This window comes from Ramlibacter sp., assembly GCF_041916345.1.
GTDB lineage: Bacteria > Pseudomonadota > Gammaproteobacteria > Burkholderiales > Burkholderiaceae_C > Ramlibacter.
Map to the genome: position 1 here is coordinate 1 of NZ_JAYRZR010000048.1, position 23,570 is coordinate 23,570.

Genomic DNA, 23,570 nt, shown 5'->3' on the forward strand with positions numbered 1-23,570 from the left:
TTTCTTCAGCACGTCGTGCGCGGGGCGCATCGTCGTGCAAGAGGGACCGCCCTGCAACGGGGCTGAAACGGTGTGAGACAACGACGATCTCGCAGTCGCCCCTGTCGGGGCTTCCCGAGGGGGGGGGAGGTAGGAATACCCTGAGGGTGCGTTCGAGCTCTCGTCCGGGGCGCTGTACGAAGGGACGCGATGCGAGCAGATGTTCGGCTACTCGTATGCAAGAGCGGTTCTACCCATCCCAGCACCCATCGCCGGTCGTGAGACTTTGTGAAAGCCAGTGAGTGGGCCAGAACGTTTGAAACGGCTTGGTGTTGGCGGTCCTCAGCGCGTGTAGAGGTTCAGTGACACGCTGTGAGTGGTTCGCTTGGCTACCTCCTGCTCCGCCAGCGATCTATGCAAGACAAGGGCCTTCGGGCCCTTGTGCGTTTCTGCGGAGGAACCAGCCCGCGCGAGTTTCGCTTGCACGTGGCCGCGCGCCCCAACAGGACCTGCGTAATGCCCGCACCGCGCGATGTTGTGGTGCCGTATCAAGTTTGATACGCTCTTGGTGGTGGCCAATCCCGTTCTCAGTGTCAGATTCTTCAAGACAGACGGTGGGACTGAACCTGTCCGCGACTGGCTTTTGGAATTGGCCAAGGCTGACCGGCGATCGATTGGTGAGGAGATCAAGACGGTGCAGCTGGGTTGGCCGCTTGGCATGCCTCTGGTTCGGAAGTTGGCTGCCAACCTCTGGGAGGTTCGGATACAGCTTCCAAACCGGATCGCCCGCGTCCTGTTCACGCTGGACGATGGGACGATGGTCCTTCTGCATGGCTTCATCAAGAAGTCGCAGGCGATCTCACAAGAAGACCTCGCGCTGGCGAGGGCGCGAATGAAACAAGTCAGGAGTTAGCCATGGCACTGAACAAGAAGCACGTCGGCAGTGGCTTCGATGACTTCCTGCAGCAGGAAGCCCTGCTGGAAGAAGTCACTGCCTCGGCTGTGAAGCGCGTCATCGCCTGGCAGATCGAGCACGAGATGAAGTCGCGCAAGCTCACCAAGACCGCGCTGGCGCAGAAGATGCACACCAGCCGGGCCGCCGTGAATCGCCTCCTGGATCCCGAGGACACGAGTCTGACGCTCACGACGCTTGCGGGGGCTGCCGCAGCGCTCGGCAAGAAGATTCGCTTCGAGTTGGTGGCCGAGTAAGGCCCGAGGGGCGACCTCAGCCTTCGCTTCGGCGCCGCGACCCTCACCCCACCACCACATCCGCAAACCAGGCCTCGACCTGGTCCCCGGTGTTGTCGGTGTCCGCGCCCACCGCGATGGCGCGGATGCCGGGCATGGGGCCGCCAAAGGCCTGCTGCCAGTCACTGGCCAGGTCGCGGCGCACGGTGCGCCATTGCCCGGCGTGCGTGTTGCCACTGTCCACCACCACCATCCGCACGCGGTCCGTGTAGGGGTTGGGCGCGAGGGTGCCGACGGGCTGGGCATGGCCCCACACGTAGCACAGGGCGGCCGTCGGGATCTCGCGGCCGGCGAGCGCGCGGGCCGCCTGGATGCGCATGCGGTCCCCGAAATCGAGCGCGGCCAGGGGCAGATCGAACAGCACGTACAGGCGGGCCGCGTAGTCGTCGCCGGCCTTGAGGCGCAGATCGGATCCGGCCAGCGAGCGCGAGACTTTCCAGCGCCACTGCAGGGTGGCAGCGGGCGCGGGGGGCAAAGGCAGCACCGCCACCAGCGTCGACGCCGAGGCGCGCGACTGCACGTGCAGGACCGTCTCCCCCGCGTCGGTGACGAGGCCGTACCGATTCGCGCGCTCCACCTTCGGCAGGGTCTCGTGCACCCAGCCGGGCGGCAGCTCAGTCCCGATGGGTGCGGTGGAGAAGCGGGGCACCCGCGAGGCCCCGGCCGTGGGCACCTGCGCCCGCACGGCGCCGCCCACGCCCAGCAGCAGCAAGCCCTTCACGGCCGCGCGCCGTCGCAGCACCCGGGGGGCGAGGGCGGTGGTGTTCCAGACGGGTGGGACGGCAGGGCGCATGGTGGGGGACGGCGAGGGGTCGCCGGGACCTTACTACAGGCGACCCGTCGACATGTTGTAAGGTGCCTGCATGCCCCTGCGACTGCCTCCGCATGCCGCCCCATGACGCCTGAAACCCTGCGCGCCGCCTTGCGCGCGACCCACCCCGAGTGGGCCGACGCGCCTCTGCAGCCCCTGGCCGACAGCGGGCTGGCGCATCAGCACGTGCGGCTGCAGGGCACGGGCGTGCTCGCGCGCCTGCCCAAGCAAAGCCAGCTCGGCCTGCCGCCGGAGGCGAACCTGCGGCACCAGGCCGCGTGCTTCGAGCGGGCCGCGGCCAGTGGCCACACCCCGCGGTTGCTCGGTGTGCTGCCCGTCGGCCCGCACCTGCCGCGCGGCGGGCTGCTGGTGCAGGACATCGCGGGCCGGCCCCCCGCGCTGCCGCGCGAACTGCCTGCGCTGGCCCGCGCCCTCGCCGCCATCCATCGCCTGCCCCTGCCGGTACCGTCCCAGCGCGCGCCCCTGGCCGACCCGCGCGATCCCCTGAAGGAGCTGCTGGCCGAGATCGGGCAGCAGGCGCGGTACGTGGCCGAGGCGGGGCTGGACGATGCGGTCCGGGCCTGGATCGCCGATGAACTGCGTGCGCTGGAAGATCTGGCCGCGCGAGCGCAGCGGCCCGCCCGCTGCCTGATCGCCTTCGATGGGCACCCCGGCAACTTCCTCATCCGTGCCGATGGCGAAGCGGTGCTCGTCGATCTGGAGAAGTGCCGCTACGGGTACCCGGGGCTCGATCTCGCGCATGCCACGCTGCTCACCTCCACCACCTGGGATGTGGCCACCCGCGCGGTGCTCACGCCGACGGAGGTGGCCGGCTTCATCGATGCCTGGTCGCAGGCGGTCGGCGCCGAGCCGGCCCAGGCCGCGCGGCCCTGGCATCTGCCCTTGCGCCGGGCCATGGCCCTGTGGTCGCTCACCTGGTGTTGCAAGTGGCGCGTGCTTTCACGCCTGCCCGCCGCCGCGCCGGAGGTCGGCGAAGACTGGTCGTCCTCGCGCAGCGACCCCGCGCTGGTGGCGCACGTGCGCGAGCGCGTCGATCACTACCTGTCGGCGGAGGCCATGGCCTTCCAGCGCGCGGAATGGGCCGAGCTGGCCCGTCATCTGCCGACATGAGCCGCCGGGCCGCCCCAAGGCGAATCCCGCAGCGCTTGGCGCGGAGGGTCGTCCAGTGAATGGGCACGCCCTGCGCATCGTCGTGCCCGTCTACCAGGAGCAGGCGGCCCTCCCCGCCCTGCTGGCCGCGCTGCAGCCGCTGCGGTCCCGTGGCGCGTGGGTCGTGATCGTCGATGGCGGCAGCACGGATGCCACCTGGGCGCTGGCCCGTCGTGGCGCGGACGAGGTGCGGGTCGCCCCCCTGGGTCGTGCATCGCAGATGAACGCCGGCGCCGCGGGCTGCGAGTCGGGCGCGCTGCTGTTCCTGCATGCGGATACGCGGCTGCCGGAAGGCGCGGACCTGCTCGTTCAGCAGGCCCTTCAGGCCGGCGCGCAGTGGGGGCGCTTCGACGTCCGCATCGACAGCCGCCAGCCACTGCTGCGGGTTGTGCAGACCTTGATGAACCTGCGCTCCCGGTGGACCGGCATCGCCACGGGCGACCAGGCCATCTTCGTGCGTGCGGAGGCCTTCCACGCAGTGGGCGGCTTTGCGGACCAGCCCTTGATGGAAGACATCGCGCTCAGCACGCAGCTGCGGCGGCGCTCGGCGCCCGCCTGCCTGCGCGCGCGGGTGGAGACATCGGCTCGCCGCTGGGAGAAGCACGGCGTGCTGCGCACCATCGCGCTGATGTGGAGCCTGCGGTTGCGCTACTTCCTGGGGGCTGACCCGCAGGCACTGGCGGATCGCTACGGCTATGCCCGCCGCCTGCCGGCCACGCAGGCCACTGTCGCCGTGCTCGCCAAGGCGCCGGTGCGCGGGCTCGCCAAGACGCGATTGGCGCCCGCCCTGGGCGATGCAGGGGCTGCGCGGCTGCAGCGGCGCCTCACCCTCGACGTGCTGCAGACCGCGCGTGCGGCGTCGCTCGGCCCCATCGAGCTGTGGGGCTCGCCCGATGCGCGGCACCGCTTCTTCCGCGCCTTGCGCAGGCGCTGCGGCATCGCGACCCAGGCGCAGGTGGCGGGTGACCTGGGCGCGCGGATGCAGGCCGTGATGGACGCCCACTTCGCGGCCCGGGCGGGCCAGCCCCTGCTGATCGTCGGCACCGATTGCCCGCTGCTGGCCCCGGGTCATCTGCAGCAGGCGGCCCGTGCGCTGGCCACGCATGATGCCGTGCTGATCCCGGCCGAGGATGGTGGCTACGTGCTGCTGGGCCTGGCCCGGCCCCTCCCTCAGGTGTTCCGCGCCATCACCTGGAGCACCGCGCAGGTGGCGGCACAGACGCGCGAACGCCTGCGTGAGGCGGGCGCCACCTGGACCGAGCTGCCGCCGCTCGCCGATCTGGACGAGCCAGCGGACTGGGCGTGTGCGCGCGGCTTCTATCCCGGCCTGGTGCCCGCCATCGAGACCGCCCCATCATGACACTGCCCCTTCAACGCGCCGACGCCTGGTACCGCCGCCGCCTGGCCGAGCCTTCCGGCCGGCCGCGCGTGGTGATCGACACCGACACCGCGAACGAGATCGACGACCAGTTCGCACTCGCCTGGGCGCTGCTGGCGCCCGATGCGCTGCAGGTCGAGGCAGTCTATGCCGAGCCGTTCTCGTTTGCGTACCGTCGCGCAAAGCTCCCGCATGCCCCGGCCGATGCGCCGCCCTTCAATCCGCCGGACGAGGGCATGGCGCGCAGCCATGCCGAGATCCTGCGCGTGTTCGACAAGCTGGGGCTCGATGCCAAGGGGCGCGTGTTCGAAGGCAGCCCGCGCTACCTGCCTCGCAACGGCCGCCCGGTGCCCAGCGCCGCGGCCGAGCACCTGGTGGCCACGGCGCGCGCCATGCCGCGCGGGGAGCCGCTGTATGTGCTGGCGCTGGGCTGCGTGACCAACATCGCGAGCGCGCTGCGCATGGCGCCCGACATCGCCGAGCGCATCGTCGTCGTGTGGACCAGCGGCTACCCGAGCACGGCGACGCTGTCGAACGAGGACTCCTTCAACCTGGTGCAGGACGTCGCGGCCAGCCGCTGCCTGTTCGCGAGCGGCGTGCCCCTGGTCTACCTGCCGGGGTTTCACGTTGGCGCCCAGCTTCGCCTGTCGCTGGCCGAGGTGCAGCGCCATGTGCGCGGCGGCGGTGCCATCGGCCGCTACCTGCATCACCTGTTCACGCACAACCCCCTGTGGCCGCTGTATCCACAGGACACCACGAAGCCGTACAGCTGGGTGATTTGGGACCTGATCTGCGTCGCCTGGGTGATGCAGCCGGCGTGGGTGCCCAGCCGGCTCGTGCGCACGCCGCGGCTCGACGCGCGGCTGCGTTGGCAGCCTGATGCAGCGCGGCCGCTCATGCGGGAGGCGCACGCGGTGCAGCGCGATGCCATCTTCAACGACCTGTTCGCGCGTCTGGCCGCGCACGCGGCGCGGTGAGGCGATGACGCAGGGGCTCCACATCAGCGCGCGTTCACTGGCCGTGGCCGGCCGCGTGCTGCTGCGCGACCTGACCCTGCACGTGCCGCGTGGCGCCGTGCACACGGTCATGGGCGAGAGTGGCTGCGGCAAGTCCAGCCTGCTGGCGGCGATCTGCGGCACGGCAGTGGAGGCGGTGGTGTTCGAAGGCGAAGTGCAGCTCGATGGCGCGCGCGTGGACACGCGGCCCACGCGCGAGCGCGGCATCGGCATCCTGTTCCAGGACGACCTGCTGTTCGCCCACATGACGGTGCGCGAGAACCTGCTGTTCGCGGTACCGCCTGGCCCGCGTGCCGAGCGGGAGGCCCTGGTCGCGCAGGCGCTGGCCGATCTGGAGCTGCCCGGGCTGGGAAACGCGGACCCCGCCACCCTGAGCGGCGGCCAGCGATCACGCGTGGCGCTGATGCGCGCGCTGCTGGCCCGCCCGCGCGCCCTGCTGCTCGACGAACCTTTCGCGCGGCTCGATGCGGCGCTGCGCGGCCGCATGCGCGACTATGTGTTCACCGCGCTCGCCGCGCGCGGCATTCCGGCGCTGCTGGTCACGCATGACGAGCAGGACATCGCCGACTCATCGCGCGTGACGCGCTGGCCCGGCTGACCCCGTCGTCCCCGCGCAGGCGGGGACCCAGGAGGTGCATGCCCGCTACACGCTTCTGGATGCCCGCATGCGTGGGAATGACCGGCGCCGCCCCGCCCACGCCGCCACCCCGAACACCACCGCCGGCAACAACCACTGGAGCCACGCATAGGCGGCCACCAGCGATCGCTGGCCGCCGCTCGCCAGGGTGACAGCCTCTGTCGTGACGGTATTGAATCGGCCGGCGCCGACGAACACCGTGGGCAAGTACTGCGCGACGCTCACCGCGAACGCCACCGCCAGCGACGACGCGAGGCCGGCGCGCAGCAGCGGCCACTTCACGCGCAGCAGGAAAGCCGCACGCCCGTGGCCGAGGCTCGCCGCGATGTGGCCATAGCGCGCATCGAAGCCCAGGTAGGACGGACTCAGCGCGATCAGCACATAGGGCAGGGCGGCCAGCGTGTGCGCGAGCCAGAGACCGGCCCACTGGCCGTCGAGATGCCAGGCCAGCGCCAGGCGATGCAGGCCCACCACCCACAGCACCGAAGGCAGCAGCAGCGGCAGGTACACCAGTCGGCGCAGGCGGGCGTCCCATGCCGGGGGCGCCGCCTCCAGCCAGGCCACGCCCCAGACGAGCGCGGTGAGGCTGCTGGCCACGGCAAGCCCCAGCGTGGTGGTGAGCGTGCCCGTGCTGCCCGCCACGGAACGCCAGCCCTCCAGGCTGATGACTTCCGGCCACACGCGGGGAAAGGGCCATACGCCGGCCACGCTGCTCACGGCCAGCACGGCCAGCGCGGCGAGATAGAGGCCGGCGAGCAGGGTGGCCGGCAGCGCCGCGCGAACGGGACCCGCTTCCACTGCACCGCGCCGACCATCGGACCAGCGCGAACGCCACGGCGACGCGCGCCGCAGCACGCGCATCGCCAGCGCCACCGCCGCCACCAGGCCCGCCAGCAGCCACGCCGCGGCCGCGCCGCGTGCGTTGACGGCCGCGTCGGCATCCAGCAGCCATTGCCAGGCGAGCACTGCGGCCGTCGGCGGCGACGCCGGTCCGATGACCAAGGCCACGTCGACCACGGTCAGGCTGTACGCGGCCACCGCCAGCACCGGCGCGCCCAGGCGCGGCACGAGCTGCGGCCACACCACGCGCCACCAGGCGGCGCTGCGCGAATAGCCCATGGTGCAGGCGAGCGTGAGCTCGCGCGACCAGCGCGCACCCGCATCGGCGCGCTCGAGCTGGCTCGCGGCCGTCCACAGCAGGAACGGCACCTCCTTGCCCACCAGCGCCAGCACCAGGCCCAGGCCCCACGGGTCCTGCGTGGTCGGCCAGTCCGGCGGCAGCTGCAGGCCGGTGGCCCACGGCGACAGCACCCGCAGCAGCCAGCCGCTGGGCGCCAGCAGGAAGGCCAGGCCGATGGCGAAGGCGGCGTGCGGCACGGCCAGCATCGGCGCCAGCAGGCGCGTGAACGCCTGCCAGCCGCGGGTGGCGAAGGTGAGCGAGAGGATCCAGGCCGTGATCCACACCGACAGCACCGTCGCCGTCAGGCCCGTGACCAGCGCATGCAGCACGGCACGCCCCCAGTGCGGCTGGGCCAGCAGATCCGTCCACGCTGCTGCATCCAGGCCGGCTGCCAGCGCCGCGAGCGCGGCCCATGCCAGAGGGACTGCCGCCAATGCGCCCAGCGCAGCCGGCAGCAGCCGCGGGCGCAGGGTCGCGCCTAGGCGCCGTAGCGCCGCAGCCACTCACGCTCCAGCGGGTCGACCCAGCTGCCGTGCGGCTCCAGCAGCACCGGCACGGGCTTGTCCACCTGGCCCGGCAAGGGCCTGGTTCCGAACAGCTCACGCTCGGCCGCGGGCAGCTTGTCCACGGCCAGCACGGTGCCATCGCCCCACACGGTGATGTCGGCCTTGCGCGCCTGCGCCAGGGGCGAGAGCATGAAGTCGATCACCACCTGCGCCGCATCGGGTGCACTGGCGTTCACGGGGATGGCCAGGAAGTGCGTGTTGCCCACCGAGCCACCCTCGTTCTGCCAGCTGGATACGGTGGCGGGCAGCCGCTTCGCCGCGATCTCGTTGGCGGCCTCGTTGGGGTTGAAGGTCAGGCCGATCAGCAACTCGCCATCGGCCATCATCTGGCGGATGGCGGCGGCGTTCTGCGGGTACTGCCGGCCCTGGCGCCACAGGTGCGGCCGCAGCGCGTCCAGCCAGGTCCACAGCGGGGCGGTCACGCGCTCCATCGCGGCGGCGTGGAAGGGCTGGTAGAGCGGCGCGCGATCAGGCGTGAGTTCGAGCAGCGCCTGCTTCAGGAAGGTGGTGCCGTGGAAGTTCGGCGGCCGAGGGTATGTCACGCGGCCCGGGTGCGCGCGTGCGAAGGCGAGCAGGGCCGCCATGCTGCGCGGCGGATCGGACACGCGCGTGCGGTCGGCGTAGAAGGTGAACTGCGCCATGCCCCACGGCGCCTCCAGCCCGGCCACCGGCTCGGAGAAGTCCATGCGTGTGGTCAGCTTGCCCTCCACGTCCACCCAGCGGTAGTTCGGCAGGTGCTCGGCGAAGGGGCCGAACAGCAGGCCCTCGCGCTTCATCGTGAGGAAGTTCTCGCCATTGATCCACACCATGTCGATGCTGCTGCCGCTGGCACGGCCCGCCTGCTTCTCATTGCGCACGCGCTTCACGGCCTCGGCGGTGTCGGTGATCTTCACGTGCTCCAGCGTGATGCCGTGGCGGCGCGCCACCTCGCCCGCCACCCACTGGATGTAGGCATTGGTGCGGTCGCTGCCGCCCCAGGCGTTGAAGAACACCTTCTGGCCCCGCGCGCGCGCGGTGATCGCGGGCCAGTCGGTGGCAGCGAGGGCGGCCAGCGGCAGCGCAGCGGGCAGGCCGGCGGCCAGCACGGCCCGCAGGGCGGTGCGCCGGCGGGGGTCGAACGGATGATGGCTCATGGAACGTGGGTCGAAGTCAAGGGCGAGATCTTGCAGCGTGCGGGCTGTCCCTGCGGCGAAGTGCGGCTTCAAGGCGCCGGCCTTGCTGGGTACCAAGCCGGCGGCTACGATCCTCGCAGGTGGCGCAGGCGCCCCCGCAGGGCGATGATAGAGGCGGACAGGAGCAAGAGGCGCGAGATGCACCAGACCAAGGCCTTGCCGGGCGGCATGGACGCTGCGGCGTCCCGGCACTGAGTCACCATGGTCCGGCGGAAGACCTGGATCGTGGCGAGCATCGCTTTCGCCTTGATCGTCATGGCGGTCGGTGTCGCGCTGCTCTGGGCGTCCGGGCGCGGCGCCGAGCCGTCGATCCGTCTGCGGCCGCACGATCCCGATGTCACCGCGCTCGGGCAGAAGGTCTACACCGCGCACTGTGCGGCCTGCCACGGCGCCCGGCTGGAGGGGCAGCCCAACTGGCGCGAGCGCGGGCCTGACGGCCTGCTGCCGGCTCCGCCGCATGACGCCAGCGGGCACACCTGGCACCACCCGGACGAAGTGCTGTTCCGCATCACCCGGCTGGGCGTGGCCAGGGCCGCGAACCTGAAGGACTACGCGTCGGCCATGCCGGCCTACGAAGGCGTGCTCAGCGATGCGGAGATCATCGCCGTGCTCTCATGGATCAAGGCCCAGTGGCCGGCGGACATCCGCGAACGGCACGACGAAGTGAACCGGGCGCAGGCCGCGCGGAAATCGTGAAGGGCCATGCCATGCAGAAGGCGTGGCCGCCCCTCGTCGGAAGCCGCACGCACCCAAAGGGCAGGGCCCTGGGGCTTGCCATGAGGCGCACCGGACCAACTCGGCGCTAGCATGCGCACTTTGGGAAGACCGCATGAAGAAGCTGCTTGCCTGCCTGGCCCTGGCCGCCTGTTCCACCCTGGTGGCGGCGCAGGGCTACCCCACCAAGCCGATCCGCCTGATCGTGGGCTATCCACCCGGCGGCGGCATCGACTTCACCGCGCGCAGCATCCAGCAGCCGCTGCAAGACGCGCTGAAGCAGCAGGTGATCGTGGAATACAAGCCGGGCGCCGGCGGCATGCTGGCCGCGGGCGAGCTGGCGCGTGCCGCGCCCGATGGCTATACGCTGCTGCTGGCCAACACCGGGCCCTTTGCCATCGCGCCCTATCTGCAGGCCAAGCTGCCCTATGACCCGGTGAAGCAGTTCACCTACATCGGCCAGATCAGCCAGGGCAGCTATATCGCGGTGACCCGGCCGGACCATCCGGCCAAGGATCTGAAGGAATTCGTGGCCTGGGCCAAGGGCAACACCGGCAAGGTCAACTTCGCCTCGGGCGGCAACGGCACTTCCACCCACTTGAACGGCGAGCTGATGAACCAGGCTGCGGGCCTGGACATGACGCACGTGCCCTACAAGGGCAGTGCCCCGGCCGTGCAAGACCTGATTGGCGGGCAGACGCAGATCCTCATCGACGCCGGCACGGTGCTGCTGCCGCAGGTGAAGGGCGGCAAGTTGAAGGCCCTGGCTGTCACCGGCCCGAAGCGAGACCCGCAGTTGCCCGACGTGCCCACCGTGCGCGAGCTGGGCCTGGCCAACATGGAATCCATCGGCTTCCAGGGCGTGGTGGGGCCGGCGGGCCTGCCCAAGGAAGTGGTCGACAAGCTGGCCACCGAACTGGCCCGCGTGCTGGCCAACCCCGAACTGAAGGCCAAGTTCGCCGCGGCCGGGGCCGAAGTGCATTCGCAGGGCCCGTCGGAGTTCTCGGCGTTCGTGAAGGGCGACAACGAGAAGTGGGCGAAGCTGATCAAGGAACGCAAGCTGCAGCTGGACTGACCCCTACCGGCGCGCAGGCCTCTTGCCTTCAGCCAGGGGGCGGGCGCCGGGTCTGGCTGTCACTGCGACGTCTCGTGATCGTCCCAGCCCCCATCAGGATCCGCAGGTGCCCTTCGGCCTGACGCGGCGCCGCGACCACGCGACGGCGGCGGCCCCCGCGCTGCCGCGGGCCATCTGGGTGCTGGGCTTCGTCAGCCTGCTGATGGACATCTCCTCCGAGATGGTCCACAGCCTGCTGCCGCTGTTCCTGGTCGGCACGCTGGGCGTGAGCGTCATCGTCGTCGGCGTCATCGAAGGCATCGCCGAATCGACGGCCCTGGTCGTGAAGGTCTTCTCCGGCGTGCTGAGCGATCACTTCCGCCGGCGCAAGGGCCTGGCGGTGATCGGCTACGCACTGGGGGCGCTGACCAAGCCGGCGTTCGCACTGGCCCAGGGCGCCGGCGTGGTGGTGGCCGCGCGCTTCATCGACCGCATCGGCAAGGGCATCCGCGGGGCGCCGCGCGATGCGCTGGTGGCGGATCTGGTGCGGCCCGAGCAGCGCGGTGCCGCCTACGGCCTGCGCCAGTCGCTGGACACGGTGGGCGCCTTCGTCGGCCCCCTGCTGGCCACCGCGCTGATGCTCCTGTGGGCGAATGACTTCCGTGCGGTGTTCTGGGTGGCGGTGGTGCCGGGTGTCCTGGCCGTGCTGCTGCTCGTGGTCGGCGTGCGCGAGCCCGAGGCCGCCCCGCGCGGCGCGCAGGGCAGCCCGATCCGCCGCGAGGCCTTGCGCCGGCTCGGCCCGGCGTACTGGGGGGTGGTGGCGCTGGGCGCCGTGTTCACGCTGGCCCGCTTCAGCGAGGCCTTCCTGGTGCTGCGGGCAGAGCAGCTCGGCGTGGCGATGGCGCTCGTGCCGCTGGTGATGGTGGCGATGAACATCGTCTACGCGCTCAGTGCCTACCCCTTCGGCCGGCTGGCCGACGAGATGCCGCACGGCACGCTGCTGGCATGGGGCCTGGTGGTGCTGATCGTGGCCGACATCGTGCTTGCCCTGGCGCCTGGCTGGCCCGCCTTGCTGGTCGGCGTGGCGCTGTGGGGTCTGCACATGGGCATGACGCAGGGTCTGCTGGCCGCGATGGTGGCTGATGCAGCGCCGGCCGAGTTGCGTGGCACGGCGTTCGGCGTCTTCAACCTGGCCAGTGGGGTGGCCATGCTGATCGCCAGCGCAGTGGCCGGCGCGCTGTGGCACTGGCTCGGACCCCAGGCCACTTTCGCGGCGGGTGGCTGCTTCGCGCTGCTGGCGCTGGCAGGCGTGCTTCTCATGAGGCGGCGGTCCGGGCCGGCGGGCGTGCCCTGACGGGCGCAGAATCCAGGGCTGCGGCACACGCCGGGGACGCCACCATGGACATCGTTGCACACGGACTCTGGGTCGGCATGGGCCTGGCCGCTGCGGCGCGCCATCGCGCCATTGCCCGCCGCACTGCCGCCTGGACTGTGGGCCTCGCGCTCGCACCGGATCTGGTGCAGATGCTGCCGCTGCTCGCGGTGGCCCTGCAGCCGGGCGGGCTGGGCGTGCTGAAGGACTTTGCGCTGGCGGTGCCCGGCGCCGAGCCGGCACTGCCGGCCTGGGTGGCGATGGTCAGCCATCACCTGCATTGCACGCTGCACAGCGCCGTGGTGGCGGCGGTTGTCACGGGGTTGAGCATCTGGCGGCTGCGCGCGGTGTGGCTGCCCTTGTGGGGGTGGTGGTCGCACATCGTGATCGACGTCTTCACCCATTCAGCCCGCTTCTACCCGGTGCCGGTGCTGTACCCGCTGTCGGACGCCGCGTTCGACGGCATCGCCTGGAACACGCCCTGGTTCCTGCTCGTCAACTACCTGGCCCTGCTGGTGGCTGGTGCAGCGCTGTGGTTCACGCGTCGCCGCCGCATGGAGGACGGCTGACCCATGGGCCGGCGCGTGGGCGCGCGGTCAATGCGTGCCCGGCACGTGCCGGCGCGGGCGGCTGGCGGGCGACGCCACACCGCGCTCATCCAGCCCGCGCAGGATCCCGCAGGCCGCTACCGCGTCCGGCTCGCCGCAGCGGGCCCGCAGGTCCTTCAGCTCGCGCTCCAGTGCGCGCAGTTCGCGGATGCGCTGCGCCACGTGGCCGATATGTGCGTCGAGCAGCGCGTCGATGCCGGTGCAATCGGTGGCCGGCGCATCGCGCAGGCGGATCAGGGCGCGCACTTCGTCCAGCGTCATGTCCAGCCCGCGGCATTGGCGGATGAAGGCCAGTCGCTCGATGTGCCGGGCCTCGTACTGGCGGTAGTTGTTGTCCGCGCGGGCGGCGGGCGGCAGCAGGCCCTCGCGCTCATAGAAGCGGATGGTCTCCACCGGGGTGCCGGTCGCTTCGGCCAGGGCGCCGATCTTCATGGTGCGTCTCCAGTCGCAAGGGGGGTGGCACGGCAGGTGCACTCTACACCCGGGCAGTCAGGGCGCATCACTGTCGATGCGGCCACGGTCTCACCCGATCGCCGCGCGCACGCGCGCCACGTTGCGGTTCATCCCCTGCCGCATGACATGCACGAACAGCCAGCGCTTCAGCCCGCTCAGGTTGGCGCCATGCCGCGCATAGAAGGCATCGGGATCGTCGAACACGCCGAAGTCGTCCATGATGCCGTCCCTCTGGATGAAGGTGTCGTCCCCGCGCCATTCCACGCCGGGCGCCTGCAGGTCGGGCGTGGCCGCGCCGAAGCCGCAGAAGCGCTTCGCGCCGGCGAAGCGCCGCTGCAGGCTGCCCAGGTAGCGCTCATCGAGGATGAAGCCTTCCAGCGCCACCCAGCGGCCGTCGTAGGCGACCTCGACCCAGCTGTGGATGATGCGCCGCGGCGCCAGCCGGTAGGCCAGCCCGGTGATCGCGCCCTTCTGCAGGGCCTTGTCGATGGTGAAGCCGTGGAAGCGGCAGGGCACGCCCGCGGCGCGCAGCAGCGCCATGAACAGCGTGCCCTTGGTGTTGCACTGGCCGATGCCGTCGGCCAGCACGCGCGAGGCGGGGAGGTCGTCGGCCTCGTTGTAGCCGAAGGCGATCTCGTTGCGCACGAAGTCGTAGATGGCGCCGATGCGCTCGTGCGTTGGCAGGGCGCGCCAGCCGCGCTCGCGCACCAGCTGTTCGATGGCTGGATGGTCGAAGTCCAGCAAGGGGGTGGGGCGCAGGTGCGCGAGGTCGGATGCGTTCATGGTTCAGGCCTTGCAGGGGTTGGAGCCCCGATTGCAAGGCCTGAAGTGGGTGCAGAGTCAAGGGGGGCGGCCAACCCTCACCGCAGATCGTACCGATCCAGCTCCATCACCTTCACCCACGCGGCGACGAAGTCGCGCGTGAACCGGGCCGGATTCGCGGCATAGACCTCGGCCAGCGCGCGCAGTTGCGAGTTGGACCCGAAGGCCAGATCCACACGGGTGGCGGTCCACTTCGGCGCGCCGGTCTGGCGGTCGCGACCTTCATAGGTGCCGTCGGCCGCCGGCTTCCACTGCGTGCCCATGTCCAGCAGGTTCACGAACCAGTCGTTGGTGAGCTGGCCGGGGCGCTGCGTGAACACGCCGTGGGCGGCACCGCCGGTGTTGGCACCCAGCACGCGCAGGCCGCCCACCAGCACGGTCATCTCCGGCGCACCCAGCGTGAGCAACTGTGCCTTGTCGAGCAGCGCTTCCTCCGCCGGCACGGGGTGACCGGCCTGCTGGTAGTTGCGGAAGCCGTCGGCACGCGGCTCCAGCACGGCGAAGGACTCGGCGTCCGTCTGTTCGGCGGTGGCGTCGGTGCGGCCGGGCGAGAAGGGCACGCTCACGGCCTGGCCGGCCTGACGCGCCGCCTCCTCGATGCCGGCTCCGCCGGCCAGCACGATCAGATCCGCCAGCGAGATGCGGCGGCCGCCTTGGGCCTGGGCGTTGAACGCCGTGCGCACGGCCTCCAGCTTCTCCAGCACCTGGGCGAGCTGGGCCGGCTGGTTCACCGCCCAGTCCTTCTGCGGCGCCAGGCGGATGCGTGCGCCGTTGGCGCCACCGCGCTTGTCGGAGCCGCGGAAGGTGGCGGCGGAAGCCCAGGCCGTGCCCACGAGTTGCGGCACGGTGAGGCCGGATGCGAGCACCTGCGCCTTCAGCGCGGCGATGTCGGCGTCATTCACCAGCGGGTGGTCCACCGGCGGCACGGGGTCCTGCCAGATCAGCACTTCGGCCGGCACCTCGGGGCCCAGGTAGCGCGAGCGCGGGCCCAGGTCGCGGTGGGTCAGCTTGAACCAGGCGCGCGCGAACGCGTCGGCGAAGGCGGCCGGGTCGTTCAGGAAGCGGCGCGAGATCTTCTCGTAGGCCGGGTCGAAGCGCAGCGACAGGTCGGCCGTGGTCATCATCGGCGGGTGCTTCTTCGACGGATCGTGCGCGTCCGGGATCAAATGCTCGGGCTTGCAGTCCTTCGCCACCCACTGGTGCGCGCCGGCCGGGCTCTTTGTCAGTTCCCACTCGTAGCCGAACAGCATCTCGAAGTAGCCGTTGTCCCACTTCGTCGGGTTCGGCTTCCATGCGCCCTCGATGCCGCTGGTGGTCGTGTGCACGCCCTTGCCGCTGCCCAGCTGGTTGATCCAGCCCAGGCCCATCGCCTCCAGCGGGGCGGCCTCGGGCTCCGGGCCAACCAGCTTGGGGTCGCCCGCGCCGTGCGCCTTGCCGAAGGTGTGGCCGCCGGCCACCAGGGCCACGGTCTCCTCGTCGTTCATCGCCATGCGGGCGAAGGTCTCGCGCACGTCACGGCCCGAGGCGACTGGATCGGGCTTGCCGTCCGGGCCCTCAGGGTTCACGTAGATCAGGCCCATCTGCACCGCGGCGAGCGGGTTCGCCAGGTCACGCTGGCCGCTGTAGCGGCTGTTGGCCTTGTCGCTCGTGGCCAGCCACTCGGCCTCGGGGCCCCACCAGATGTCTTCTTCCGGTTCCCAGATGTCGGGCCGGCCGCCGGCGAAGCCGAAGGTCTTGAAGCCCATGGACTCCAGCGCCACGTTGCCGGCCAGGATCATCAGGTCGGCCCAGGACAGGTTGTCGCCGTACTTCTGCTTGATGGGCCACAGCAGGCGCCGCGCCTTGTCGAGGTTGCCGTTGTCGGGCCAGCTGTTGAGCGGCGCGAAGCGCTGGTTGCCGGTGCCGGCGCCGCCGCGGCCGTCCGAGATGCGATACGTGCCCGCGCTGTGCCAGGCCATGCGGATGAACAGGCCGCCGTAGTGGCCCCAGTCGGCCGGCCACCAGTCTTGCGACGTGGTCATCAGCGCGGCCAGGTCCTTCTTCACCGCGGCCAGGTCGAGCTGCTGGAAGGCCTTGGCGTAGTCGAAGTCCGCGCCGAGCGGATTGCCCTTGGGCGAGTGCTGATGCAGGATGCGCAGGTTCAGCTGGTTCGGCCACCAGGCCGCGACCGCCAATGCGGCCGCCTGCGAGGTGGGGCGGGGCGCGCCGGAGAAGGGGCACTTGGACTCATTGGACATGCGGGTCACCTTTCGCGTCTGGATGGGATGCAACGAATGTAGGCCGTCACCGCCGCGCGATCCAAGCGAATGTCTTGATGGCCGTCATAGGCACAGGCTCTTGCTGCCGCTTGCTGAACAATGGGGCCTGTTCCAAGGAGGGAGTGATTCATGCGCACTCATCGTCTTCGCACGCTGCTCATCGGGCTGGGTCTGCTGCTGGCCTTGCTGGTCGCCTATCTCGTGGCCTGGCCGGTGCCGGTGTCGCCAGTGGCCTGGGTCGCGCCGCCGGCGCCCGGCTACACCGGCGTGCATGCTGTGAACCAGCGGCTGGCGAACCTGCGCCAGATCGACATCGGCCGTGAGGCCGGACCGGAGCATCTGGCCATCGGCCCCGACGGCAAGCTGTACGCCGCCGTGGCCAGCGGCGGCATCGTCCGCATGAACGCGGATGGCAGCGGCCAGGAGACGTTCGCCCACACGGGCGGCCGCGTGCTCGGCTTCGACTTCGATGCACAGGGCCGCCTCATCGCAGCCGACGCCATGAAGGGCCTGCTGGCCGTGGGGCCTGACCGGCGCGTCACGGTGCTGGCCGATCAGGTGAAGCCGGGCGATCCCATCCGCTATGCCGACGCGGTGGTCGTGGCGCCTGACGGCCAGCTCTACTTCACCGATGCCTCCACCCGCTTCGGGCCGGCGCAGTGGGGTGGCACCTTCGAGGCCAGCGTGCTCGACATCCTGGAGCAGGCCGCCACCGGCCGCGTACTCGCGCACGATCCACGTACCGGCCGCACGCGCGTGGTGGCGCGCGGCCTCTCGTTCGCCAACGGCATTGCGCTGTCGGCCGACGGTGCCTGGCTGTTCGTCAACGAGACCGGCAAGTACCGCGTGTGGAAGATCGCCGTGCAGGCCAGCGACCTCGACGTGACGCAGCCTTCACCCCAGGCGCGCGTGCTGCTGGACAACCTGCCCGGCTACCCCGACAACCTGATGCGCGGCCTCGACGGCCGCATCTGGCTGGGCTTCGCCAAGCCGCGCAATCCCACGGTGGACGCGATGGCCGACAAGCCCTTCCTGCGCGCGGTCACGCTGCGGCTGCCGCGCGCGCTGTGGCCGATCCCCAAGGCCTACGGCCATGTGATCGCCTTTCACGAGGACGGCCGCATCGTGGCCGATCTGCAGGACCCGAGCGGCGCCTACCCCGAGACGACGGGCATCACCGAGACGCGCGAGCGGCTGTATGTGCAGAGCCTGCACGCGCGCACGCTGGGCTGGTTGCCGGCGCCGCCACCCACGACGGCCGCCTCGGCCGCACGCTGAGGGCGCGGCAGGCGCTCAGGCCGGGGGCGCCTCGCCGCCGATCACGCCCTCGCGCAGCAGCGTGGCGATCTGCGCATCGTCGTAGCCCAGCTCGCGAAGCAAGGCCTGCGTGTGTTCGCCGATGGCGGGCGGCGGCAGCCGCAGGCCGGGCCGCTCGCCGCCGATGGTGAGCGGCAGCAGTGGCATCTGCGTGGTGACCGGGCGGCCGGCGCCGCTGGCGTCGGGCGGCAGCGTCACCGGTGCCAGGCCGCCCGTGGCCACCAGATGCGGATCATCGAACAGCTCGTGCGGGCGCGTGATCGCCGCGTAGGGCAGGCCCGCGGCCTCGAAGCGCGCGGCCAGTTCGGCGGCCGCGTAGGGCGCGAAGCGCTCGCGCAGCAGGGGCAGCAGCCACTCGCGTGCCTGCACGCGGTCGTTGTTGGTGGCCAGGCGCGGGTCGGCCCGCAAGTCCGAGAAGTCGAAGGCCTGGCACAGCTGGGCCCACTGCGAGTCGCTCACGGCCGCCAGGAAGATCTGCTCGCCGTCCTTCACCGTGAACACGTCGTACAGCGCCCAGGCGCTGATGCGGCTGGGCATGGGCGCGGCCGGCTGGCCCGTCACCGCGAACTGCAGCATGTGCTGCGCCACCAGCAGCACGTTGTTCTCGAACAGCGCGGTCTGCACCGGCTGGCCGCGGCCGGTGCGCTCGCGTTGCATCAGCGCGGCCAGCACGCCGATGGCGCCGAACATGCCGCCCATGATGTCGTTCACGCTGCTGCCCGCGCGCAGCGGCCGGCCCTCGGGCCCGGTCATGTAGGCCAGGCCGCCCATCATCTGCACCACCTCGTCGAGCGCCGTGCGGTGCTCGTAGGGGCCAGGCAGGAAGCCCTTGTGCGAGACGCAGACCAGGCGCGGGTTCAGCGCGGCCAGCGCTGCCGTGCCGAAGCCGAGCTTGTCCATGGTGCCGGGTTTGAAGTTCTCGCTGAAGACGTCGGCCTGGGCCAGCAGGCGCAGCACGATCTCGCGGCCGCGCGTGTCCTTCACGTCCACCGCCAGGCTCTTCTTGTTGCGGTTGAACAGGCCGAAGAAGCCCGCGCCGGAGCCGAGCAGGCGGCGCGTGTTGTCGCCGGCCAGCGGCTCGACCTTGATGACCTCGGCGCCCAGGTCGGCCAGCACCATGCCGCAGGTGGGGCCCATGACCATGTGGGTGAACTCCACCACGCGGATCCCCGCGAGCGGGAGCGGCTGTGCGTCCATGCGACTCCGTTGCATCGGTTGAAGGCCGGGCCGCCGGTGGCCCGGGCCGCCAGTGTAGTGGGCCGCCGCAATGACAAAGCCCCGCGCTTGGCGGGGCTTCGGGGGGGGGAGGGCAGTGCGTCAGGCGCTGCTGCTGGCCTGCGCGCCCTGGCTTTCGGGGCGCTGGTGGCGCTTGCGGCCCGCGGCGCGGGCCTCCTCGCTGGTGAACTCGTGGGCGTGGCCGCTCAGGTGGGCGGCGCGGCCGCCCAGGCTGGCGATCTCGCGCTGGCGCTGGGGGTCCATCGCAGCGAAGCCGCGAAGGGCCTTGCGCGGCGCGGGCAGGGCGGTTTCAGTCTGGGCAGAGCCGGTTTGCAGGTCCATGGGTTCCTCTTGATGATGGTCGGGCCGACGCCGCCGGCGGCAGGTGCGGACAGGCGTCAAGGACAAGTCTGGCCGCGTTGCGGGCGCGCGCGTGTAGGACATCGCCCCTAGTTGAGTCGGCCGGGGCCGACAGGCCGCGCCGCGGGGGCCTCCGCGGGCCACTAAACTGCCCGCATGAAGCAAGAGACGCCCCCTGCCGCGGGCACGCCGGCCGAGGCCGAATGGGTGGAGGCCGAACTGGTGCGCGGCATGCTGCGCACCCAGCGGGCCACGCAGTGGGCCAGCCTGGTGCTGATCCCGGTGCTGGTGGCCGTGCTGTGGGCCGATGCCCGGCATGGCCCGCTGATCGCCTGGGGCGTGCTGGCGCTCGCCGTGGCGGGCGCGCGCTTCGGCATGCTGCGGCACTACGTGCGCGCGGTGCGCACCCGGCCGGCCGTCGAGCAAGTGACCTACTTCCGCCGCTGGCGGCTGATTTGGCCGCTGTCCGGCCTGGTGTGGGGCGTGGCCACAGCGCTGTACTTCGACCGCGCCTCGCTCGCTGACCAGTACATCTGCTGGCTCATCCTGGCCGGCGTGGCCATGTTCTCGGTCAACAGCCTGTCCATGCAGTTGCGCAGCATGCGCGGCTACCTCACGGCGCTGGCCGCCACCGCGCTGGCGGTGGTGCTGTGGCGCCTGGGTGTGGAGCGGCAGCTCCAGGGCCCCTCCTACCACTGGTGGCTGCTGGTGCTGCTGCTGCTGTTCTGGCAGGTGCTGCACGTGGCCGGCCAGCGGTTGCACCAGACGCACCGGCGCAACTTCGAGCTGCAGTTCCGCAACAACCAGCTGATCGAGTCGCTCACTCGCCAGACGCAGGCGGCGCTGGACGCGGTGGAGATCAAGAACCGCTTCCTCGCCAGCGCGGCCCACGACATCCGCCAGCCGGTGCATGCCCTGGGCTTCTACGCCGACTGGCTGGGCAGCGAGCCGGAGCTGGTGCATGAGCTGGCGCCCAAGATCGTGGAGTCGACCAAGGCGGTGAACCGCCTGTTCGACTCGCTGTTCGATCTGGCGCGGCTGGACTCGGGCAAGATCAAGCTGACCATCGAGCCGGTGGATGTGCCGCGGCTGCTGCACGAGCTGGAGCTGCAGTACCGTCCGCTGTGCGAGGCCAAGGGCCTGGCCTTCCGGGTGCGAACGCTGCCCGGCACGGTGCTGTCAGACCCCATCCTGCTGCAGCGCATCGTGGGCAACCTCATCTCCAACGCGATCAAGTACACGCAGAAGGGCGGCGTGCTGGTCGCTGCGCGGCGCCACGCGGGCGGGCTGGCCATCGAGATCTGGGACACCGGCGTCGGCATTGCGCCGGTGCACCAGCGCGAGGTGTTCCGGGAGTTCTACAAGGTGCCCAGCCATGCCGGCACCGAGGACGGCTTCGGGCTGGGCCTCTACATCGTCGGCCGGCTCACGCAGATCCTGGGGCACCCGCTCTCGCTGGCCTCGCGGCCGGGGCAGGGCACGATGTTCCGCCTGGTGCTGCGGCCGACGGACCCGCGCGCCGCCACGGAGCGGGCGGTGGCCAGCGTGGCACGCATGCTGCCCGAACGGCCGGAGGCCGCCGGGGCCGCCTAGCCGCCCAGCAGGCCGTGCACGCGGGCGTAGTGGATGGTCTGGGTGCGGCTCTTCACGCCCAGGCGGCGGAACAGCCGCCAGAGGTGCACCTTGACGGTGTGCTCGCTGATGCCCAGTTCATCGGCTATCTCGCGGTTGGACAGGCCCCGGTCGAGCATCACGATCAGCTGCTTCTGGCGCTTGGACAGCTTGTTGTCGGTGGGGGCCAGTTCCTCGAACTGGCCGTCGGCCGACAGCAGCGCGCGCAGGGCGTTGCCGATCTCCTGGGCGCCGGAGGATTTCTCGATGTAGATGTCGGCGCCGGCCTCGATGCACTGCTCTTCCGCGTCAGACGCGGGCGAGGCCGACAGCACGGCCAGCGGCGTCTCGGGGAAGCGCTTCTTCAGCTCGATCACGCCCGAGGTGCCGGTGGTGTCCGGCAGCTTCAGATCCAGCGTGATCAGGTCGGGCGCACCGTGCTGCTTGACGGCGGACTCGATGCCGCCCATGCGTTCGAGCTCGATCACATTGGCACCGGGCCGCATGCGGCGAAGCAGCATCACCACCGCCTCGCGCATCAGCGGGTGGTCGTCGATGACATACAGGGTCATGGGTTTCAAGGTCGTTCCATCGGTGCAACAGCCAAGGATAACGCCGAATACCGCTTCGGACTTAATCGTTCGCCCGGGGGTCGGCGTACGTTGTCAAGCTGGCGTCAGCTCGCGCAATGCGGCGCGGACGTCATCCGGCGCCACGCCTGCCGCCAGCGCCAGCCCGGCGAGATCGGCCGCGTCGGGTGCGGCCTTCAGGGCGGCCACCCGTTGGCCGGCCTCGCGCGGGGATTCGAAGCCGGCGCTCACCAGCAGCAGCCGGCCTTGCCCGTCCAGCAACTTGAAGTAGAACTTTCCGTCTGTTTCACGGTACTGCTTGAAGCTGGGCGGCGCGGCGCGGGGCTTGTCGGCCGGGGCGCCGGCAGCCTGTGTCGACAGGTTGCGCAGGCCCACGGCGGCCCGCAGCTCGGCCATCAGCGGCCGTGAGCGCTCACGCGCCTTCGCCGCGCCCGCCTGCAGGATCGCCTCGACCTCGGCCGGGTGGGTGATGAAGTGCTGGTAGCGCTCCCGCATGGGCGCGATCTCGGCGTCGATGCGGTCGAACACGCGCTGCTTGGCATCGGCCCAGGCGATGCCGTCTGCGAACGCCTGGCGCAGCGCGGCCGTCTCCTCGGCGCTGGCGAAGGCCTGGAAGATCTGGAACAGGGCGGAACCCTCGGTCTCCTTCGGCTCGCCGGGCGCGCGCGAGTCGGTCACGATGCTGAAGATCTGCTTGCGCATCTGCTCGCGCGGGCCGAACAGGGCGATGACGTTGTCATAGCTCTTGCTCATCTTGCGGCCGTCCAGGCCGGGCAGCAGCGCCACCGCGTCGTCCACCTGCGCGGCGGGCAGCACCAGGTGCTCGCCATAGAGGTGGTTGAAGCTGGCGGCCATGTCGCGCGCCATCTCGATGTGCTGCACCTGGTCGCGCCCCACCGGCACGAAGTGCGCCTTGAACATCAGGATGTCGGCGGCCATCAGCACCGGGTACATGAAGAGGCCGGCGGTCACGTCGCTGTCCACGTCCACGCCGGCGGCGGTGTTCTTGTCCACCTGCGCCTTGTAGGCATGGGCGCGGTTGAGCAGGCCCTTGCCGGTGACGCAGGTGAGCAGCCAGGTCAGCTCCGGGATCTCGGGGATGTCGGACTGGCGGTAGAAGGTGACGTGGTCCGGGTCCAGGCCGGCGGCCAGCCAGCAGCAGGCGATCTCCAGCGTGGAGCGCTGGATGCGCGCCGGCTCGTCGCACTTGATGAGCGCGTGGTAGTCGGCCAGGAAATAGAAGTTCTCGGTGCCGGGCTTGCGGCTCGCCTGCACCGTGGGGCGCATGGCGCCCACGTAGTTGCCCAGGTGGGGCGTGCCGGAGGTGGTGATGCCGGTGAGGTAGCGGACGGGAGCGTTCACGGTGTCAGTCAATGCACGAGCAGGGCGATGGGGGACAGCAGCAGGCGCACGGCCCAGTAGCCGAATTGCATGAGCGGGCTCAGCCACCAGGTGCTGACGACGCCCAGCAGGACCAGGCCCAGGACGATGAAGAAGCCGTAGGGCTCGATGCGGCTGAGCGCGTAGGCCTGCCGGTTCGGCAGCAGGCCCACCAGGATGCGGCCGCCATCCAGCGGCGGCAGCGGAAACAGGTTGAAGGCCCACATGACCAGGTTCACCAGCACGCCGGCCTTGGCCATGTCGAGGAAGAAGCGTTCGGTGACGCCGAAGCCGCTGAGCAGGGTGAACAGCAGTGCCCAGGCGATGGCCTGGATGAAGTTCGAGGCCGGGCCGGCGAGCGCCACCCAGACCATGTCGCGCTTCGGGTGCCGCAGGTGGCCGAAGTTCACCGGTACCGGCTTGGCATAGCCGAACAGGAAGGCGCCGCTGGTGGCGAAGTACAGCATCAGCGGCATGGCGATGGTGCCGATAGGGTCGATGTGGCTCACCGGGTTGAGCGTGACGCGGCCCATCATGTAGGCCGTGTTGTCGCCCAGGGCGCGTGCCACGTAGCCGTGCGCGGCCTCGTGCACGGTGATCGCGAAGAGCACCGGCAGCGCGTAGACCAGGACGGTCTGGATCAGGTTGTTGAAGTCCAC

23 protein-coding genes are annotated in these 23,570 nt (G+C 70.8%); 12 read left to right on the forward strand and 11 right to left on the reverse strand.

Features of this window, described 5'->3' with window-relative positions; all coding sequences use genetic code 11:
- The first annotated feature begins 550 nt into the window (after positions 1-550).
- On the forward strand, positions 551-892 hold the full coding sequence (locus ACE3T5_RS13240) for a type II toxin-antitoxin system RelE/ParE family toxin (protein WP_374668383.1): 342 nt from the start codon (positions 551-553) through the stop codon (positions 890-892).
- A gap of 2 nt (positions 893-894) precedes the next feature.
- Positions 895-1,188: a Fis family transcriptional regulator gene (locus ACE3T5_RS13245; protein ID WP_374668385.1), complete on the forward strand. Its 294-nt coding sequence runs from the start codon at positions 895-897 to the stop codon at positions 1,186-1,188.
- A 43-nt stretch (positions 1,189-1,231) separates the two neighbouring features.
- Here ACE3T5_RS13245 and ACE3T5_RS13250 read toward each other — a convergent pair whose 3' ends face one another.
- On the reverse strand, positions 1,232-2,020 hold the full coding sequence (locus tag ACE3T5_RS13250) for a DUF3047 domain-containing protein (RefSeq protein WP_374668387.1): 789 nt from the start codon (positions 2,018-2,020) through the stop codon (positions 1,232-1,234).
- A 102-nt stretch (positions 2,021-2,122) separates the two neighbouring features.
- On the opposite strand from ACE3T5_RS13250, the gene ACE3T5_RS13255 reads away from it, so the two are divergent.
- The 4 genes from ACE3T5_RS13255 to ACE3T5_RS13270 are packed head-to-tail and all read left to right on the forward strand — an operon-like array spanning position 2,123 to position 6,200.
- On the forward strand, positions 2,123-3,169 hold the full coding sequence (locus ACE3T5_RS13255; RefSeq protein ID WP_374668389.1) for a phosphotransferase: 1,047 nt from the start codon (positions 2,123-2,125) through the stop codon (positions 3,167-3,169).
- Between the two features lie 55 nt (positions 3,170-3,224).
- Positions 3,225-4,568, forward strand: coding sequence for a TIGR04283 family arsenosugar biosynthesis glycosyltransferase (locus ACE3T5_RS13260; RefSeq protein ID WP_374668391.1), 1,344 nt, complete (start codon positions 3,225-3,227; stop codon positions 4,566-4,568).
- A complete protein-coding gene (locus tag ACE3T5_RS13265) occupies positions 4,565-5,563 on the forward strand; it encodes a nucleoside hydrolase (protein ID WP_374668393.1) in 999 nt (332 codons plus the stop codon). The genes ACE3T5_RS13260 and ACE3T5_RS13265 overlap by 4 nt, the downstream gene beginning before the upstream one ends.
- A 4-nt stretch (positions 5,564-5,567) precedes the next feature.
- The gene (locus ACE3T5_RS13270; protein WP_374668395.1) at positions 5,568-6,200 is read left to right on the forward strand and encodes an ATP-binding cassette domain-containing protein; all 633 of its coding nucleotides are present in this window, start codon (positions 5,568-5,570) and stop codon (positions 6,198-6,200) included.
- Positions 6,201-6,245: 45 nt separating this feature from the next.
- Here the strand turns inward: ACE3T5_RS13270 and ACE3T5_RS13275 are convergent, their stop codons facing one another.
- Together ACE3T5_RS13275 and ACE3T5_RS13280 are read right to left on the reverse strand one after the other, a co-directional pair.
- Entirely contained in the window at positions 6,246-7,853 is a 1,608-nt protein-coding gene (locus ACE3T5_RS13275; RefSeq protein ID WP_374668397.1) for an ABC transporter permease, read from the reverse strand.
- A 44-nt stretch (positions 7,854-7,897) separates the two neighbouring features.
- Positions 7,898-9,118: an ABC transporter substrate-binding protein gene (locus tag ACE3T5_RS13280; protein WP_374668399.1), complete on the reverse strand. Its 1,221-nt coding sequence runs from the start codon at positions 9,116-9,118 to the stop codon at positions 7,898-7,900.
- Between the two features lie 240 nt (positions 9,119-9,358).
- On the opposite strand from ACE3T5_RS13280, the gene ACE3T5_RS13285 reads away from it, so the two are divergent.
- From ACE3T5_RS13285 to ACE3T5_RS13300, 4 genes are all read left to right on the forward strand, one after another.
- Positions 9,359-9,853, forward strand: a complete 495-nt coding sequence (locus ACE3T5_RS13285; protein WP_374668401.1) for a cytochrome c — start codon at positions 9,359-9,361, stop codon at positions 9,851-9,853.
- Between the two features lie 133 nt (positions 9,854-9,986).
- The gene (locus ACE3T5_RS13290; protein ID WP_374668403.1) at positions 9,987-10,946 is read left to right on the forward strand and encodes a Bug family tripartite tricarboxylate transporter substrate binding protein; all 960 of its coding nucleotides are present in this window, start codon (positions 9,987-9,989) and stop codon (positions 10,944-10,946) included.
- Between the two features lie 106 nt (positions 10,947-11,052).
- Positions 11,053-12,279: an MFS transporter gene (locus ACE3T5_RS13295; RefSeq protein ID WP_374668405.1), complete on the forward strand. Its 1,227-nt coding sequence runs from the start codon at positions 11,053-11,055 to the stop codon at positions 12,277-12,279.
- A gap of 44 nt (positions 12,280-12,323) precedes the next feature.
- Entirely contained in the window at positions 12,324-12,866 is a 543-nt protein-coding gene (locus tag ACE3T5_RS13300) for a hypothetical protein (protein ID WP_374668406.1), read from the forward strand.
- 27 nt (positions 12,867-12,893) lie between these two features.
- Here ACE3T5_RS13300 and cadR read toward each other — a convergent pair whose 3' ends face one another.
- From cadR to katG, 3 genes are all read right to left on the reverse strand, one after another.
- On the reverse strand, positions 12,894-13,337 hold the full coding sequence (gene cadR / locus ACE3T5_RS13305) for a Cd(II)/Pb(II)-responsive transcriptional regulator (protein WP_374668408.1): 444 nt from the start codon (positions 13,335-13,337) through the stop codon (positions 12,894-12,896).
- 90 nt (positions 13,338-13,427) lie between these two features.
- Positions 13,428-14,141: a transglutaminase family protein gene (locus ACE3T5_RS13310; RefSeq protein ID WP_374668410.1), complete on the reverse strand. Its 714-nt coding sequence runs from the start codon at positions 14,139-14,141 to the stop codon at positions 13,428-13,430.
- Between the two features lie 77 nt (positions 14,142-14,218).
- Positions 14,219-16,417: a catalase/peroxidase HPI gene (gene katG / locus ACE3T5_RS13315; RefSeq protein WP_374668412.1), complete on the reverse strand. Its 2,199-nt coding sequence runs from the start codon at positions 16,415-16,417 to the stop codon at positions 14,219-14,221.
- Between the two features lie 150 nt (positions 16,418-16,567).
- Between katG and ACE3T5_RS13320 the strand changes: the two genes are divergently transcribed.
- Positions 16,568-17,716, forward strand: a complete 1,149-nt coding sequence (locus ACE3T5_RS13320) for an SMP-30/gluconolactonase/LRE family protein (RefSeq protein WP_374668414.1) — start codon at positions 16,568-16,570, stop codon at positions 17,714-17,716.
- Between the two features lie 15 nt (positions 17,717-17,731).
- On the opposite strand, the gene ACE3T5_RS13325 is transcribed toward ACE3T5_RS13320, so the two are convergent.
- Both ACE3T5_RS13325 and ACE3T5_RS13330 read right to left on the reverse strand, forming a co-directional pair.
- The gene (locus ACE3T5_RS13325; protein WP_374668416.1) at positions 17,732-18,967 is read right to left on the reverse strand and encodes a CaiB/BaiF CoA transferase family protein; all 1,236 of its coding nucleotides are present in this window, start codon (positions 18,965-18,967) and stop codon (positions 17,732-17,734) included.
- Positions 18,968-19,072: 105 nt separating this feature from the next.
- A complete protein-coding gene (locus tag ACE3T5_RS13330; RefSeq protein ID WP_374668418.1) occupies positions 19,073-19,312 on the reverse strand; it encodes a KGG domain-containing protein in 240 nt (79 codons plus the stop codon).
- Positions 19,313-19,486: 174 nt separating this feature from the next.
- On the opposite strand from ACE3T5_RS13330, the gene ACE3T5_RS13335 reads away from it, so the two are divergent.
- The gene (locus ACE3T5_RS13335; RefSeq protein ID WP_374668420.1) at positions 19,487-20,923 is read left to right on the forward strand and encodes a sensor histidine kinase; all 1,437 of its coding nucleotides are present in this window, start codon (positions 19,487-19,489) and stop codon (positions 20,921-20,923) included.
- Here ACE3T5_RS13335 and ACE3T5_RS13340 read toward each other — a convergent pair.
- The 3 genes from ACE3T5_RS13340 to ACE3T5_RS13350 form a co-directional block, all read right to left on the reverse strand.
- On the reverse strand, positions 20,920-21,513 hold the full coding sequence (locus ACE3T5_RS13340) for a response regulator transcription factor (RefSeq protein WP_374668422.1): 594 nt from the start codon (positions 21,511-21,513) through the stop codon (positions 20,920-20,922). The two genes, ACE3T5_RS13335 and ACE3T5_RS13340, sit on opposite strands and share 4 nt — an antisense overlap.
- A 93-nt stretch (positions 21,514-21,606) precedes the next feature.
- Positions 21,607-22,893, reverse strand: a complete 1,287-nt coding sequence (locus tag ACE3T5_RS13345) for a tryptophan--tRNA ligase (RefSeq protein WP_374668424.1) — start codon at positions 22,891-22,893, stop codon at positions 21,607-21,609.
- A gap of 8 nt (positions 22,894-22,901) precedes the next feature.
- A complete protein-coding gene (locus ACE3T5_RS13350) occupies positions 22,902-23,570 on the reverse strand; it encodes a site-2 protease family protein (protein ID WP_374668426.1) in 669 nt (222 codons plus the stop codon).

Bases quoted from the DNA above. Each gene is read 5' to 3' on its own strand.
- ACE3T5_RS13250 (WP_374668387.1), bottom strand. From the start codon at position 2,020: ATGCGCCCTGCCGTCCCACCCGTCTGGAACACCACCGCCCTCGCCCCC.
- ACE3T5_RS13300 (WP_374668406.1), top strand. From the start codon at position 12,324: ATGGACATCGTTGCACACGGACTCTGGGTCGGCATGGGCCTGGCCGCT.
- ACE3T5_RS13340 (WP_374668422.1), bottom strand. From the start codon at position 21,513: ATGACCCTGTATGTCATCGACGACCACCCGCTGATGCGCGAGGCGGTG.
- ACE3T5_RS13335 (WP_374668420.1), top strand. From the start codon at position 19,487: ATGAAGCAAGAGACGCCCCCTGCCGCGGGCACGCCGGCCGAGGCCGAA.
- cadR (WP_374668408.1), bottom strand. From the start codon at position 13,337: ATGAAGATCGGCGCCCTGGCCGAAGCGACCGGCACCCCGGTGGAGACC.
- ACE3T5_RS13280 (WP_374668399.1), bottom strand. From the start codon at position 9,118: ATGAGCCATCATCCGTTCGACCCCCGCCGGCGCACCGCCCTGCGGGCC.
- katG (WP_374668412.1), bottom strand. From the start codon at position 16,417: ATGTCCAATGAGTCCAAGTGCCCCTTCTCCGGCGCGCCCCGCCCCACC.
- ACE3T5_RS13245 (WP_374668385.1), top strand. From the start codon at position 895: ATGGCACTGAACAAGAAGCACGTCGGCAGTGGCTTCGATGACTTCCTG.
- ACE3T5_RS13290 (WP_374668403.1), top strand. From the start codon at position 9,987: ATGAAGAAGCTGCTTGCCTGCCTGGCCCTGGCCGCCTGTTCCACCCTG.
- ACE3T5_RS13320 (WP_374668414.1), top strand. From the start codon at position 16,568: ATGCGCACTCATCGTCTTCGCACGCTGCTCATCGGGCTGGGTCTGCTG.
- ACE3T5_RS13325 (WP_374668416.1), bottom strand. From the start codon at position 18,967: ATGCAACGGAGTCGCATGGACGCACAGCCGCTCCCGCTCGCGGGGATC.
- ACE3T5_RS13330 (WP_374668418.1), bottom strand. From the start codon at position 19,312: ATGGACCTGCAAACCGGCTCTGCCCAGACTGAAACCGCCCTGCCCGCG.
- ACE3T5_RS13265 (WP_374668393.1), top strand. From the start codon at position 4,565: ATGACACTGCCCCTTCAACGCGCCGACGCCTGGTACCGCCGCCGCCTG.
- ACE3T5_RS13270 (WP_374668395.1), top strand. From the start codon at position 5,568: ATGACGCAGGGGCTCCACATCAGCGCGCGTTCACTGGCCGTGGCCGGC.
- ACE3T5_RS13310 (WP_374668410.1), bottom strand. From the start codon at position 14,141: ATGAACGCATCCGACCTCGCGCACCTGCGCCCCACCCCCTTGCTGGAC.
- ACE3T5_RS13255 (WP_374668389.1), top strand. From the start codon at position 2,123: ATGACGCCTGAAACCCTGCGCGCCGCCTTGCGCGCGACCCACCCCGAG.
- ACE3T5_RS13285 (WP_374668401.1), top strand. From the start codon at position 9,359: ATGGTCCGGCGGAAGACCTGGATCGTGGCGAGCATCGCTTTCGCCTTG.